This window comes from Kitasatospora sp. NBC_01302, assembly GCF_035976515.1.
Lineage (GTDB): Bacteria > Actinomycetota > Actinomycetes > Streptomycetales > Streptomycetaceae > Kitasatospora.
Map to the genome: position 1 here is coordinate 5,020,909 of NZ_CP108404.1, position 14,957 is coordinate 5,035,865.

Below are 14,957 nucleotides of genomic sequence, written 5' to 3' on the forward strand. Positions count from 1 at the left end.
GTGCCACCTGCCCGAGCGCCGTGGTAAGGGGTTCGATCTACGCGCGTTGCCGGTCAAATCGCCAGTCCAGGCGCCTTCCCGGGCTTCGGAACTCGGTCTCAACTGCCCTAGACTCGAAGGCGTGCCACGTGGTGACGGAAGACTCAACCACGATCTTCTTCCCGGTGAGAAAGGCCCCCAGGACGCTTGCGGCGTCTTCGGTGTCTGGGCTCCCGGCGAGGAGGTCGCCAAGCTCACGTACTTCGGCCTTTACGCCCTGCAGCACCGCGGACAGGAATCCGCCGGTATCGCGGTGAGCAATGGCTCCCAGATTCTCGTCTTCAAGGACATGGGACTCGTCTCCCAGGTCTTCGACGAGGCCTCGCTGGGATCCCTGCACGGGCATATCGCCGTCGGACATGCCCGCTACTCGACCACCGGGTCCTCGGTCTGGGAGAACGCCCAGCCGACCTTCCGGGCGACCGCTCACGGTTCGCTGGCCCTCGGCCACAACGGAAACCTGGTCAACACCGCCGAACTCGCAGCGATGGTCGCCGAGCTGCCCGGAGCCGAGCACGTCTCGCGCTCGGGCCGCACCGCGGCGACCAACGACACCGACCTGGTGACCGCGCTGCTGGCCGGCAATCCCGACCTGTCCATCGAGGAGACCGCCCGGCAGATCCTGCCGAAGGTCAAGGGCGCCTTCTCGCTGGTCTTCATGGACGAGCACACCCTCTACGCGGCCCGCGACCCGCAGGGCATCCGCCCGCTGGTGCTCGGCCGCCTGGAGCGCGGCTGGGTGGTCGCCTCCGAGACGGCGGCGCTCGACATCTGCGGCGCCAGCTTCATCCGCGAGGTGGAGCCGGGCGAGCTGATCGCCATCGACGAGAACGGCATGCGCTCCTCGCGCTTCGCCGAGGCCAGGCCCAAGGGCTGCGTCTTCGAGTACGTCTACCTGGCCCGCCCCGACACCACCATCGCCGGGCGCAACGTGCACCTGTCGCGGGTGGAGATGGGCCGCCGGCTGGCCGTCGAGGCGCCGGTCGAGGCCGACATGGTGATAGCCACTCCCGAGTCCGGCACCCCCGCCGCGATCGGCTACGCCGAGGCCAGTGGGATCCCCTACGGCTCCGGCCTGGTGAAGAACGCCTACGTCGGGCGCACCTTCATCCAGCCCAGCCAGACGATCCGTCAGCTCGGCATCCGGCTCAAGCTCAACCCGCTGCGCGAGGTCATCGCCGGCAAGCGGCTGGTGGTCGTGGACGACTCGATCGTGCGCGGCAACACCCAGCGCGCGCTGGTGCGGATGCTGCGCGAGGCGGGCGCCGCCGAGGTGCACATCCGCATCTCCTCGCCGCCGGTGAAGTGGCCGTGCTTCTTCGGCATCGACTTCGCCACCCGCGCGGAGCTGATCGCCAACGGCATGACGGTCGAGGAGATCGGCAAGACGCTCGGCGCCGACTCGCTCGCCTACATCTCGATCGACGGCATGATCGAGGCCACCAAGCAGCCCAAGGACCGGCTCTGCCGGGCCTGCTTCGACGGCGAGTACCCGATGGAGCTGCCCGACCCGGCGCTGCTCGGCAAGCTCCTGCTCGAAGCGGAGATCGCCGGCAGCAAGCAGCAGCCCCCCGTCCGCGGCAAGCCGACCGGCTCCGACCTGGACGGCGTCCAGTCGCTGCTCGGCGGTCACGGCGCGGCCGACGCGCTGCGCCGCCCGTAGTACCTCAGGCGGGGCCCCGACCGGGGCCCCGCCGCTGTTTTGGCAACCCCCACAGACCCGAAAGGGCCGCAGTGACCAGCACAGACAGTGGCGCCACCTACGCCGCAGCCGGAGTCGACATCGAGGCGGGCGACCGCGCGGTCGAACTCATGAAGCAGTGGGTGAAGAAGACCAGCCGGCCCGAGGTGGTCGGCGGCCTCGGCGGCTTCGCCGGCCTCTTCGACATCTCCGCCCTGAAGCGCTACGAGCGCCCGCTGCTGGCCTCGGCCACCGACGGGGTGGGCACCAAGGTCGCGCTGGCCGCCGCGATGGACAAGCACGACACCATCGGCCACGACCTGGTCGGCATGGTCGTCGACGACCTGGTGGTCTGCGGCGCCGAGCCGCTCTTCATGACCGACTACATCTGCGTCGGCAAGGTCCACCCCGAGCGGGTCGCCCAGATCGTCAAGGGCATCGCCGAGGGCTGCGTGCTGGCCGGCTGCGCGCTGGTCGGCGGCGAGACCGCCGAGCACCCGGGCCTGCTGGGCCCGGACGAGTACGACGTCGCGGGCGCCGGCACCGGCGTGGTCGAGGCGGACGCGCTGCTGGGCGCCGAGCGGGTGCGGGCCGGCGACGTGGTGATCGCGATGGCCGCCTCCGGGCTGCACTCCAACGGCTACTCGCTGGTGCGCCACGTGCTGCTGAACGAGGCCGGCTGGAAGCTGGACCGGGAGGTGGCCGAGTTCGGCCGCACGCTCGGCGAGGAACTGCTGGAGCCGACCCGGATCTACTCGCTGGACTGCCTGGCGCTCACCCGGGCCACCGAGGTGCACGCCTTCTCGCACGTCACCGGTGGTGGCCTGGCGGCCAACCTGGCCCGGGTGATCCCGGACCACCTGCACGCCCGCCTGGACCGCGGCACCTGGACCCCGCTGCCGGTCTTCCAGACCGTCGCCTCGGTCGGCCGGATGCAGACCCTGGAGATCGAGAAGACCCTCAACATGGGCATCGGCATGGTCGCCGTGGTCCCGCCGGAGTCGGTCGACGTGGTGCTCGCCATCCTGGAGGACCGCGACGTGGAGGCCTGGCTGCTGGGCGACATCGTGGCCCGCGACGCCGGGCACGAGGCCGGCGCGGCGCTGTACGGGGAGTACGCGAACTGAGGTGGTGAGGCTGCGGCCCCCTGCTCCCGGCCCGGGAGCAGGGGGCCGCAGCCGTTCACAGCACCGGGTGAAACGGGGTGTCCGAAAGGCCCCGGGAACGCCGAAAACCGGCCCGGCGCGGTCTCGCGCTGGGCCGGGTCAGGGCGTGAGCTACGCTCGGCGGCGGGCCTGCTGGTGCGAGGCGCCCGCCTCCTCGTCGTCGTCCTCGTCGTCGTCCGCGTAGTAGTTCGCGTACGCCGCGTAGGGATCGTCGTCCTCGTCCTCGACCACCGGCTCAGGGTTGATCGATGGAACGGGTGAAACGCCCAGCTCGCTGGACAGACGGTTAGCGTCGAAGCCGCCGCTGTTGTACTTCAGCTCGCGGGCGACCTTCGTCTGCTTGGCCTTGGCCCGGCCGCGCCCCATGGGTCGACCCCCTCAACGATGGGGCTCACGGCCCCGAGTCTGACACGTGTTCATGATCAGGAGCGGCTTGCCCGAAGTGGGAGAGCCGTCCCTTGGAGCATCAACGGTACCTGTTTCCGCCCTCGGACGGTACGTCGCCGGTGTGACGTGGCGCGCACAGTTGCCCCCCAGGACCAGGTCTCACCTGGTCGGGCGGGGGTTCCCAGGCATTCGCAGGGTGCCCGGGGGTGGCCGGGACCGTCGTTCCGCGACCGATTATCCCCCGACCGTGGGCCTGTGGGGCGCCCGATCGGGGGACAACCGGGAATCCGGTTCCACATTGTGATCCGGAGGTCGCCCATCCGGATCAATCGGCCGCCGACCGGTGACCGATGGCACTCCACCGGTCACCGGTCGCAGACGATCAGCCCTTGCGGGCGCCCGGGAGCAGGACGCTGCGCAGCGCGCTTATCTCGCGCATCCGGCGCTCGGCCAACCGGTCGGCGGCCACGGCCGGCGGCACGCCGTCGGAGGTGGCCAGCGTGAAGATCTCCAGGGTGGTGTCGAAGATCCGGGTGGCCTTGGTCTTGGCCCGCTCGAAGCTGTAGCCCTGGTGCGCCTTGGTGGCCTCGTACTCGTCGGCCACCTGGATCACGCCGCCGGAGTTCACCAGGTAGTCGGGGGCGTAGAGGATGCCGCGGTCGGCCAGGTCCTTCTCCACGCCCGGGTGGGCCAGCTGGTTGTTGGCCGCGCCGCAGACCACGGAGGTGCCGGCCGCGGTCAGCTGGGCGACCGTCTCGTCGTCCAGCGCGCCGCCCAGCGCGCACGGGGCGTACACGTCCAGCGCGGCGCCGAGCAGCGCCCGGGTGTCGGCGACCACCTCGACGTCCGGGTGGGCGGCCCGCACCCGGTTGACGGCGGCCTCGGAGACGTCGGTGATCACCACGGTGGCGCCGTCGGCGACCAGGTGGCCGACCAGGTAGTGGCCGACCTTGCCGACGCCCGCGACGCCGACCCGCTTGCCGCGCAGGGTCGGCTGGCCCCAGCGGGCCTGGGCCGAGGCCCGCATGCCCTGGAAGACGCCGAAGGCGGTGAGGATCGAGGAGTCGCCCGCGCCGCCCTGCTCGGGGGAGCGGCCGGTGACGAAGTCGCTCTCGCGCGCGACCACGTCCATGTCCTGGACGTAGGTGCCCACGTCGCAGGCCGTGACGTAGCGGCCGGCCAGCGACTGCACGAAGCGGCCGTAGGCGCGCAGCAGGGCCTCGGACTTGTCGCCGCCCTCGGTCTTGGCCCGCGGGTCGCCGATGATCACGGCCTTGCCGCCGCCGAGGTCGAGCCCGGCGAGCGCGTTCTTGTAGCTCATGCCGCGCGACAGGCGCAGCGCGTCCTCCAGGGCCTCCTCCTCGGTGGCGTACTGGTGGAAGCGGGTGCCGCCCAGGGCGGGGCCCAGCGCGGTGGAGTGGATGGCGATGATCGCCTTGAGGCCGGAGGTCCGGTCGTGGCAGAGCACGACCTGCTCGTGCCCGTCGCCCGGGGCGCCGTCCTGCTCGGTACGGAAGATCCGGCTCAGCACACCTGGTGCGGGGTGCGATGCGGTCTCAGTGCGTACGTCGGTCACTGTGGTGACTCCAGTATCTGCTGGCCCGCTGCTGTGGTGCGGGCATCTACGGCGAAGCGTAGTGCGAGCCACCGGCCGGGGATGCCCCCTTGTCCGGATCGTGAACGGACCGCATCGGACGGATCCCTCCCGGTGTGCCGGTGGCGCGTGCGACGATGCAGGGCGTGACCGCTGTGCACACCTCCGTGTTGCCGCCCTACGCCGCCCACCTGCGGGTGTACGAGCCGCTGGCGGCGTACCCCGAACCCGAGCGGGCCCGCTGGCAGGCCTACGTGGCCGAGCGGGGACCTGACGCGGCGTCGGCCGCCGAGCCGGTGGCGCAGGCGGCGCTGGAGGCCCAGCGGGGGGCGCTGGCCGAGCTGCTCGCCCGGACCCCGCGGGCACTGCCGGAGCAGGAGAGCGAGCGGGCCTTCGTGCGGGTGGTCGACTCGGTCACCTATGTCTGCCCGTGGGCGACCAGGCTGCGCAGCTGGCAGGCCCTGGACGAGCTGCGCGACTCGCTGCCGGTGGCGCTGCTGGACACGGTGCTGCCGACGGCGGTGCGGGAGCAGGCGCAGGCGGCCCAGGCCCGCTGGCGGGCTTCCCACCCCGATGCCCGGCCGTGGATCCTGACCAGTCGCTGGGAGGTCCCGGTGCGCTGGTTCCTGCCGTTCGGGGCGGACGAGCGGCAGTACCGCCCGGCCGACCCCGGGGGCGCGCAGCGGGCCGACGCGGCGGCGCGGCCGGCCGCGCTCTTCTACCTGACCTCGATGGCGCAGGCCAGGCGGCGGGTGGCGCGGGGCTACCGGGTGCTGCGCGAGCAGGTGAAGGGGACACCGCTGGCGCTCGGGGCGGAGGAGGTGGGGCGCTGGCTGGAGGAGTTCCATCCGCGCTCGCTGGTGGAACTGGACTACGGGGGGCTGGTGCACCTGCTCGGTCCCCAGCGGCTGGCCGCCGACCGGTCGGCCGCCGAGGTGGCCGAAGGACTGGCCGCGCTGCGGGTGGGGGACACTCAGGGAGCGGCCCGGGCGTACGAGGCCGTGGTCGAGCGCTGGCGCGAGGTGCTGGCGCTGCGGCAGGCGAACTGAGCGCAGGTGTGCCGGGGGGCATGCCGGAGCCGTGGCGGGGGGATACCCGGGGACAGCCGTATCTGACGGGGGATCAACGCGGGGACGCGGCGCGGGGGCAGCCGGGCGCGGCGGGGGATGTGACGGGGGATCAACGGGGTTACCAGCAACCGGCGGTGTCAGCGGCGTGTTCGGCATGCCCGGGACCAAGGTCCCGGTTCGGGTCAATACCCCCCGAACGTGACACTACTCACTGTTGACGCGAAGTAGCAGTGAAAGGTAAAAATGGGACAACCAGCCCAACTCTCCTCAGTCTTGCCCACTTTTGGGTGGATCTGGGGTTGGTGTGCCCTTTGGGGGGAATCGATGGGTCTGGCCTCTCCATCACCGGTTGTCACGATATGATGACTGTCCGCTATGGGGTGGTCCATCGCCTTCCGTCGCTCTTGAACCCGTGAGGGGCCAATTTTGGCGGTTTGGTCGATAGGGCTGGACGGATGGTGTAGTTGTAGACACCAGGACAAGCCGTTCGTCCTATAACCGACTCGGTCCGTCTGTGCCATTTCGGGCATCGCGGGCCAAGGTGCAGAATTTGAAGGATAGAACCGCCCTGGTTCGGTTCTCCGAGGAGGCCGCTCATGACCGCTCGTACCCCAGACGCTGAGCCCCTGCTGACGCCGGCAGAGGTAGCCACCATGTTCCGCGTGGACCCCAAGACGGTGACGCGATGGGCCAAGGCCGGCAAGCTCACGTCCATCCGCACGCTCGGCGGCCACCGCCGCTACCGGGAGGCGGAGGTGCGGGCTCTGTTGGCCGGGATTCCGGCCCAGCGCACCGAAGCCTGACGGGCCTCCCGGGGCGGCTGCCGTACCGCTCGCGGGAATGCTTGTAGAAGTGGAAAGGGATCGCCTCCAGGACTCCGCCGGGTCCGGGAGGCGATCCCCTTTTCTTTGTCTTGACCGACATGAGCGTCAACCATTTCATGGCTGTTGATTGACCAGGAAATAGTCGACTGTCGGATAGCTATTGTGACTCCTGAGGTGGGGCGAAATCCAAGGGGCGAAACAGGGGGAATGCTGGGAGTCTGGTGGGAGCCAGTACAATTTTACATATTAAATCAGCGTACGCTCAGGGGGGGTTCGACCTGACCAAGTTCAAGGAAAGATAAGTGACGACCGTCACAGGAGTGACTCTTGTGGCCTGGACCAATGCGTCGATAATGCCGACCTGACGTGTCGTCGACGGGGGGTCGACCCGCGCCGGGCCGTTCGACCTGCGCGGGAGCGGGGCCGGCGGTGGCAGTGGGGACGGCGGTTGGCGGTGGCGGCAACGGCAAGAGGCCCGGAACCTGACGGTTCCGGGCCTCTTGTGGATGGCGACCCTGACGGGACTTGAACCCGCGACCTCCACCTTGACAGGGTGGCGAGCTAACCAACTGCTCCACAGGGCCAGGCATGTAACTGAGTTTCATCGCTGATTCCCAGTGTTTTTCCGCCGCTCGTGGCGGCGACAAGACAGATCGTACTGCATCCGGGGGCCCCAGGTCGAACCGGCTGCGGGCGAGGCAGCCGGTTCGACCTGGGGCGGACCGCGGGCCCCGGTCAGAGCGTGGCCGCAGCCGCGTCCATCGCCTTGAGGATCCGCTTCTCCGACACCGGGGACGGCGTGCCCAGCGACTGGGCGAAGAAGCTGACCCGCAGCTCCTCGATCATCCAGCGGATCTGCCGGATCTCCGCGGACGGCTGCTGCCCGGCCGGCACCGCCGCCAGCAGCTCGCCGTAGGCCTGCTGCACGTCCTGCACCTTGCGCAGGTGCAGCAGGTCGCGCTGCGGGTGGTTGGGCAGCGCCTCCAGGCGCCGGTCCACCGCGACCAGGTAGCGCTTGACGTCGCCCAGGCGCTGCCAGCCGGTGTCGGTCACGAAGCCCGGGTGGACCAGCGAGGCCAGGTGCAGCTTGACGTCGTTCACCGCGGAGAGCAGCACCGGGCTGCTGACCGCCTTCAGCCGGCCCTGGGCCCGGTGGAAGGCGACCAGCGCCGAGGCGGTCTTCAAGGTGGTGTCCGCCGCCAGCTCGTACAGATCGGCCCGGACCTTGTCGTACAGCTTGGCGAAGGCCTCCTCCTCCCAGGCCGGCGCGCCGTTCAGCGCCATCAGCCGGTCGGCGGCGCAGGTGGTGATGTCCTCGAAGAGCGCCGGGATCGAACCGTGCGGGTTGTAGGACAGCGCCAGCTTCGCCTGGTTGCCCAGCCGGGCCTGGATCCCCTTGGCGGGGGAGTTGACGGTCAGCAGCAGCAGGCGGCGGGTGCCCGCCCACATGGCCTGCTGCTGCGCCTGCGGGGTGTCGTAGAGCTTGATCGCCACGCTGGCGCCCTCGTCGGTGAGGGCCGGGTAGGCGCGCAGCGAGTGGCCGCGGGAGCGCTGCTCGAAGGTGCGCTGGAGCAGCGGCAGGTCGGCGGGCCAGGCGGTCAGGCCGGTGCGCTCGATGCCCTGGCCGGAGGCGGCCGAGGAGAGGGTCTCCTTGAGCTTGGGCGTGAGCCCCCGCCGCAGCTCCTCCAGGTCCTTGGACTCGGCGAGCTTGCGCTTGCCGTCCACCACCCGGAAGGTCACCTTCAGGTGCTCCGGGATCCGCTCGTCGTCCCAGGCCTCGGGCGGGATCGGCTGGCCGCCCATCCGGTGCAGGATCCGCTCCAGGGTGGGCAGCAGCGGCTCCTGGCGGTTGGTCAGCTCGCGCAGCGCGGCCTTGGCGTAGTCCGGCGCCGGTACGAAGTTGCGCCGGATCGCCTTGGGCAGCGAGCGGATCCAGGCGGTGACCAGCTCGCCGCGCAGGCCCGGGATCTGCCAGTCGAAGCCCTCGGAGGAGACCTGGTTGAGCACCGGCAGCGGGATGTGCACGGTCACGCCGTCCGCGTCGCTGCCCGGCTCGAACTGGTAGGTCAGCTTGAAGCGGAGCTTGCCCTGCTGCCAGTAGTCCGGGTAGTCGGCCTCGGTGATGCCGTCGGCGGCATCGTTGATCAGCATCGACTTCTCGAAGTTGAGCAGGTCGGGCGTGTCGTGCCGGGCCTTCTTCCACCAGGCGTCGAAGTGCCGGGTGGAGACGACGGTCTCCGGCAGCCGCGCGTCGTAGAAGTCGAAGAGGGTCTGGTCGTCGACCAGGATGTTGCGCCGGCGGGCGCGGGTCTCCAGCTCCTCGACCTCCGAGAGGAGCTTGCGGTTGGCGGCGAAGAAGTGGTGGTGGGTCTCCCAGTCGCCCTCGACCAGGGCGTTGCGGATGAACAGCTCGCGGCAGAGCTCGGCGTCGATCCGGCCGTAGTTCACCTTGCGCTGGGCGACGATCGGCATCCCGTAGAGGGTGACCCGCTCGAAGGCCATCACCGCGCCGGCCTTCTTCTCCCAGTGCGGCTCGCTGTAGGTGCGCTTGATCAGGTGGGCGGCCAGCGGCTCGACCCACTCGGGCTCGATCTTCGCGTTGATCCGGGCCCAGAGCCGGGAGGTCTCCACCAGCTCGGCGGACATCACCCAGCGCGGCGGCTTCTTGAACAGGCCCGAGCCCGGGAAGACCGCGAACCGGGCGCCGCGGGCGCCGCCGTACTCGCGCTTCTCCACGTCGTACAGGCCCAGGTGGGAGAGCAGGCCGGCCAGCAGCGACTGGTGGATCCGGTCGGCGTCCGGCTCGGCATCAGGGTGCGGCTCGTCGATGGTGACGCCCAACTGCTTGGCGACCGTGCGCAGCTGGGTGTAGATGTCCTGCCACTCCCGTATCCGCAGGTAGTTGAGGAACTCCGACTTGCACATCCGGCGGAAGGCCGAGGAGGAGAGCTCCTTCTGCTGCTCCCTGACGTAGCGCCACATCGCCAGGTAGGAGAGGAAGTCCGAGGTCTCGGAGTTGAACCGGCGGTGCCGCTCGTCGGCCGCCTGCCGCTTCTCGGTGGGGCGTTCGCGCGGGTCCTGGATGGAGAGCGCGGCGGCGATCACCATGACGTCGCGCACGCAGCCGTTCTTGTCCGCCTCCAGCACCATCCGGGCCAGCCGCGGGTCCACGGGCAGCTGGGCGAGCTTGCGGCCCAGCTGGGTCAGGCGCTTGCGCGGGTCCTTCTCCTGCGGGTCGAGCGCGCCCAGCTCCTGGAGCAGGCTGACGCCGTCCTTGATGTTGCGTGAGTCCGGCGGGTCGAGGAACGGGAAGGCGGCGATGTCGCCGAGGCCGGCCGCGGTCATCTGCAGGATGACGGAGGCCAGGTTGGTGCGCAGGATCTCGGCGTCGGTGAACTCGGGCCGGGCGAGGAAGTCCTCCTCCGAGTAGAGCCGGATGCAGATGCCGTCGCTGGTCCGGCCGCAGCGGCCCTTGCGCTGGTTGGCGCTCGCCTGGCTGATCGCCTCGATCGGCAGCCGCTGCACCTTGGTGCGGTGGCTGTAGCGGGAGATCCGGGCGGTGCCGGGGTCGATCACGTACTTGATGCCGGGAACGGTCAGCGAGGTCTCGGCCACGTTGGTCGCCAGCACGATCCGGCGCGAGTTGGAGCGCTGGAAGACCCGGTGCTGCTCGGCGGAGGAGAGCCGGGCGTAGAGCGGCAGCACCTCGGTGAACTTCAGGTTCAGTTTGTTCAGCGCGTCCGCGGTGTCGCGGATCTCGCGTTCGCCGGAGAGGAAGACCAGGATGTCGCCCGGTCCCTCGGCCTGCAGCTCCTGGGCCGCCTCGCAGATCGCCTGGATCTGGTCGCGGTCGCGGTCGACCTCGGAGTCGTCCTCGTCCAGTGCCTCGTTGTCGTCGACCAGCGGGCGGTAGCGGACCTCCACCGGATAGGTGCGGCCCGAGACCTCCACGATCGGGGCGTCGCCGAAGTGGCGGGCGAAGCGCTCCGGGTCGATGGTCGCCGAGGTGATCACGACCTTGAGGTCGGGCCGGCGGGGCAGCAGCTGCTTCAGGTAGCCGAGGATGAAGTCGATGTTGAGGCTGCGCTCGTGCGCCTCGTCGATGATCAGGGTGTCGTACTGGCGCAGCTCGCGGTCGGTCTGGATCTCGGCCAGCAGGATGCCGTCGGTCATCAGCTTGACCAGGGTGTCCTGGCCGACCTGGTCGGTGAACCGGACCTTCCAGCCGACCGCTTCGCCCAGCGCGGTGTTCAGCTCCTCGGCCACCCGGTCGGCCACCGTGCGGGCGGCGATCCGGCGGGGCTGGGTGTGGCCGATCAGGCCCTTGACGCCGCGGCCCAGCTCCAGGCAGATCTTGGGGATCTGGGTGGTCTTGCCGGAGCCGGTCTCACCCGCCACGATCACCACCTGGTGGTCGCGGATGGCGGCGAGGATGTCGTCCTTCTTCTGGCTGACGGGCAGCTCCGCCGGGTAGCCGATCACCGGCACCGCCGCGCGGCGCTGCTCCAGGCGCTGCTCGGCCTTGGCGATGTCGGCGGCCAGCTCGGCGGCGATCTTCTGGCGGGCCTCGGCCGCGCGGACCCGGCGGGCACCGTCCAGGCGGCGGCCGATGCGCTGCTGGTCGCGCAGCATCAGCTCGGGCAGCCGGGTGGCCAGCTCGCCGATGGTGGGCGCGTCGGCCGGCTGGACAGCGGGGGAACTCATCGCGGGCATCCCTCTAGGGTCGCAAGGAGCGGCTGCGGACCGCATCCCGTTTCTTGGGCCGGCGCGGTGGGGCGGCGGCCGGTCGGTCTTAAGTGTCACACCTGGGTAGCGCCAAGGAATTTCTCATCCGCCGGGTCGATGCTGTGGGACTGCTGGACGCGGCGGTCGGGCCGTACCGGGCCGTACCGGCCCTCGCGGCGGGCCGACGGCGGCCGGCACCGGTGGGGCTGTTGGGTTTCCGTCAGCAACCTGGGCAGTCGTTCGGGTGGCGATACCATCAACCGGGTGTGACATCCCTGTGACGGTTCGTGTGAGCGCAGTCACAGGTGGTGGACGGCGGTGCGATGAGCGTATCGAGACTGGATACCTGGGACACGTCGCGCCGACCGTTCGCACCCGGGCTCCACGCATGAGAGGCAGTAGCAGAAGGATGTCCACGACCACGCGGCAGTGCTCAGTGACCCCGGACCCTGCGGCGTCTCGTGGGTGACCGCACCGAGCCGGAGCGGCTCGCCCGGACCCGCTCGTTCCTGTCGGGTTCCACCGGCACGGCGGCCGTCGCGGCCCTGATCTCACTGGGCGTCTTCGCGATCCTGCGGCACTTCCAGGCGTTCTCGATGGTGGACATGATCGTCTACCGGGCCGAGGGCCAGGCCGTCGTCAGCGGGCACGACCTCTACACGATGCGGGTGCCGGTCTGGGACCTGGCCGCCACCTACCCGCCGTTCGCGGCGATGCTCTTCGTGCCGAGCACCTGGTTCGACATCTCCGCGCTGCGCGCGCTGGTGACGCTGGCCAACGTCGGCCTGCTCGGGCTGCTGGGCTGGTACTCCTTCACCCTGGCCGGCTGGCCGCGCCGGCGCTTCCGCCCGGCCGCGACGGTGCTGGTGGCCGGCTTCGGGGTCTGGCTGGAGCCCGTCTTCACCACGATCCAGTACGGCCAGGTCAACCTGGGCATCGCCTGCCTGGTGCTGTACGACCTGACCCGCCCCGACCAGCACCGTGGCAAGGGCATCGCGATCGGCATCGCCGCGGGCATCAAGCTGACCCCCGGCCTCTTCGCGGTCTACCTGCTGCTCACCGGCCGGGTACGCGCCGCGATGGTGGCCGGCGGCACCTTCCTGGCCACCGCGCTGATCGGCGTGGTCGCGCTGCCCGGCGCCTCCTGGGGCTTCTGGACCAAGTACGTCTGGGACTCCAGCCGGGTCGGCGTCACCGAGCTGGTCGACGACCAGTCGATGCGCGGGGCGGTGGCCCGGCTGCTCAGCAAGCACGCCCCGGGCCTGATCGCCACCCTGGCCAGCGGTCTGTGCCTGGTACTGGGCCTGACCATCGCGGTGCTGGCCGCCCGGGCCACCCGGGAGATCCGGCGGGCCGAGGCCTGGGGCGTGGTCTGCACGGCGATCACCGCGCTGCTGCTGTCGCCGATCAGCTGGACCCACCACTGGATCTGGTGCGTGCCGCTGCTGGTCCTGCTCGCCGCCGAGGTCTCCCAGGAGCTGCGCCTGCCGCGCGGGATACGCCGGCTGCGCTGGCGGCTGGTGCTGGCCGGCACCGCGCTGGTCTTCCTCTCCTACGCGATGTGGCTGGTGCCGCAAGCAGGCGGGTTGGGCGTCCCCTGGTACTGGCAGCTACCCTCGTCGGTCTATCCGGTGACCGGGGTCGTGGTGCTGGCCGTGACGGGCCTGCGACTGCTGCGGATCCACCGACCGTCCCTGGCCCGCCGCATCCGCAGTGAGTCCGGGCCGGCCGACCTGAGCGCGCAGGACGCCTCCCTGACAAGGCAGAGCTGATGACCTCCCCGACCGACAGCCAGACCGACGGGCCGACCGAGAGCCGGACCGACGGGCCGAGCGCCCGCGCCGAGCGCACCGACCTGCGGCCGGCAGCCGCGGTCCCCGGGCAGCGGACCCGGCCGCCGGCGCTCGGGCCGGTGCTCGCCCAGGTCTCCTCCGAGCGCGGCCGGACCGTGCTGCTGAGCCTGATCTGCTTCGCCGCCTGCTTCGCGATCGGCCTGCAGCAGTGGACCTCCGTCCAGCTCGGCGGCTTCGACCTGGGGATCTTCGACCAGGGGGTGCGCGGCTACGCCCACTTCGGGCTGCCGTTGTCCACGGTCAAGAGCGTGCACCACGAGTTCCCGCCCGGCTTCTCGATCCTGGGCGACCACTTCTCGCCGGTGCTGGCGCTGCTCGCACCGCTCTACTGGATCTGGGACGACCCGCGCTCGCTGCTGCTCGGCCAGGCCCTGCTCTTCGCCGCCGGGGTGCCGCTCATCCGGCGGATCACCGCGATAGCCTTCGCCGCAGCCGAGCCGAAGGCCCGGCTGCGGGCCAAGGACCTGGCCGCGCTCGCCTACGGGCTGGGCTGGCCGCTGCTGGTCGCCTCCCGGGTCGGCTTCCACGAGGTGGCCTTCGCCGTCCCGCTGACCCTGCTGATGCTGGAGCGCTCGATGGCGCGCCGGTACGGCACCGCCGCCCTCGCCGCGCTGCTGATCTGCTGCACCAAGGAAGACCTCGGGCTGATGGTCGGCGCCTACGGACTGGTGCTGATCCTGCGCAGCCGGCGCGCCGCCGACCGGCGCGGGCTGCGCCTGGGGGCCGGGCTGCTGGTGGCGGGACCGGTGGCCTCGGTGGTCGCGATCCAGTGGCTGATTCCCGCGATGGGCGGCGAGCGCGGCTACTACTGGAACTACCAGGAGCTGGGCGCCAACGTCGGCGACGCCGCCCGCCACGTGCTGACCGACCCCTGGCTGCTGGTCCAGGGCTCGTTCAACGAGACGCTCAAGCCGCTGCTGGTGCTCTGGCTCTTCGGCACCCTGCTGCTGCTCCCGCTGCGCTCGCTGACCGTGCTGGCGGCCGTGCCGCTGCTCGCCGAGCGGATCCTGTCGACCAACCCCAACCACTGGTCGATCGCCCGGCACTACGACTCCTTCATCTGGCCGATCCTGCTGACCGCCTCGATCGAGACGCTCGGCCGGCTCCACGCCGGCGAGCGGCACCGCAGGCTCGCCCAGCGGCTCGGTGTGGCCACCGCCGCGATCACGGTGGCGCTCGCCGTGCCGCTCGGGCTGTACTACCTGGCGCAGCCCGGCTACTGGAAGGCCAAGCCGACCGAGGCCGCGATGCTGCGGGCCAGCAAGCTGATCCCCGACGGCGCCACGGTGGAGGCCGACAACCAGGTGGTGCCGCGGCTGACCTCCCGCACCCACGTGGTGCTGGTCGACCAGACGCCGCGCGGCATGGACTACGTGCTGATCCGCCCCGACGAGCGGGCCTTCCCCTTCGCCACCTCCCAGGAGCAGGCCGACCGGGTGAAGCTGCTGCTGGCCAACGGCTACCAGCAGATCTGGGCGCAGGACGGCGTGGTGCTGCTGCACCGGGTCGGCGATGCGCCGATCCCCGGCGAGGCGATGCCCGGCAAGGGCAGCAAGCCGATCCAGGACGTGGTGCCGCCGGACGTGGGGCACAACCTGTTCCAGGGCTAGGTACAGAA

9 protein-coding genes and 1 tRNA gene are annotated in these 14,957 nt (G+C 70.7%); 6 read left to right on the top strand and 4 right to left on the bottom strand.

What is annotated here, in order from left to right; genetic code table 11:
- Positions 1-121: 121 nt before the first annotated feature.
- Both purF and purM read left to right on the top strand, forming a co-directional pair.
- Positions 122-1,702 carry an amidophosphoribosyltransferase gene (gene purF, locus OG294_RS21785; protein WP_327068204.1) on the top strand — a complete coding sequence of 527 codons (1,581 nt, stop codon included), beginning with the start codon at positions 122-124 and terminating at the stop codon, positions 1,700-1,702.
- 71 nt (positions 1,703-1,773) lie between these two features.
- Positions 1,774-2,847, top strand: coding sequence for a phosphoribosylformylglycinamidine cyclo-ligase (gene purM, locus OG294_RS21790; RefSeq protein ID WP_327068205.1), 1,074 nt, complete (start codon positions 1,774-1,776; stop codon positions 2,845-2,847).
- A gap of 150 nt (positions 2,848-2,997) precedes the next feature.
- On the opposite strand, the gene OG294_RS21795 is transcribed toward purM, so the two are convergent.
- Positions 2,998-3,252 (bottom strand): DUF3073 domain-containing protein, encoded by a 255-nt coding sequence (locus tag OG294_RS21795; protein ID WP_327068206.1) that lies wholly within the window; start codon positions 3,250-3,252, stop codon positions 2,998-3,000.
- 403 nt (positions 3,253-3,655) lie between these two features.
- The gene (locus tag OG294_RS21800) at positions 3,656-4,849 is read right to left on the bottom strand and encodes a Glu/Leu/Phe/Val dehydrogenase dimerization domain-containing protein (protein ID WP_327068207.1); all 1,194 of its coding nucleotides are present in this window, start codon (positions 4,847-4,849) and stop codon (positions 3,656-3,658) included.
- A gap of 164 nt (positions 4,850-5,013) precedes the next feature.
- On the opposite strand from OG294_RS21800, the gene OG294_RS21805 reads away from it, so the two are divergent.
- Together OG294_RS21805 and bldC are read left to right on the top strand one after the other, a co-directional pair.
- Positions 5,014-5,916: a hypothetical protein gene (locus tag OG294_RS21805; RefSeq protein WP_442789192.1), complete on the top strand. Its 903-nt coding sequence runs from the start codon at positions 5,014-5,016 to the stop codon at positions 5,914-5,916.
- 617 nt (positions 5,917-6,533) lie between these two features.
- A complete protein-coding gene (gene bldC, locus OG294_RS21810) occupies positions 6,534-6,740 on the top strand; it encodes a developmental transcriptional regulator BldC (RefSeq protein ID WP_014137253.1) in 207 nt (68 codons plus the stop codon).
- A 528-nt stretch (positions 6,741-7,268) separates the two neighbouring features.
- On the opposite strand, the gene OG294_RS21815 is transcribed toward bldC, so the two are convergent.
- Both OG294_RS21815 and hrpA read right to left on the bottom strand, forming a co-directional pair.
- Positions 7,269-7,345: transfer RNA gene (locus tag OG294_RS21815), tRNA-Asp, on the bottom strand.
- A gap of 151 nt (positions 7,346-7,496) precedes the next feature.
- Complete coding sequence (hrpA, locus tag OG294_RS21820; protein ID WP_327068208.1) at positions 7,497-11,465, bottom strand: ATP-dependent RNA helicase HrpA; 3,969 nt, start codon at positions 11,463-11,465, stop codon at positions 7,497-7,499.
- Positions 11,466-11,947: 482 nt separating this feature from the next.
- Between hrpA and OG294_RS21825 the strand changes: the two genes are divergently transcribed.
- Both OG294_RS21825 and OG294_RS21830 read left to right on the top strand, forming a co-directional pair.
- Complete coding sequence (locus tag OG294_RS21825) at positions 11,948-13,258, top strand: glycosyltransferase 87 family protein (protein WP_327068209.1); 1,311 nt, start codon at positions 11,948-11,950, stop codon at positions 13,256-13,258.
- On the top strand, positions 13,258-14,949 hold the full coding sequence (locus tag OG294_RS21830) for a DUF2079 domain-containing protein (protein ID WP_327068210.1): 1,692 nt from the start codon (positions 13,258-13,260) through the stop codon (positions 14,947-14,949). The genes OG294_RS21825 and OG294_RS21830 overlap by 1 nt, the downstream gene beginning before the upstream one ends.
- Positions 14,950-14,957 lie beyond the last annotated feature (8 nt).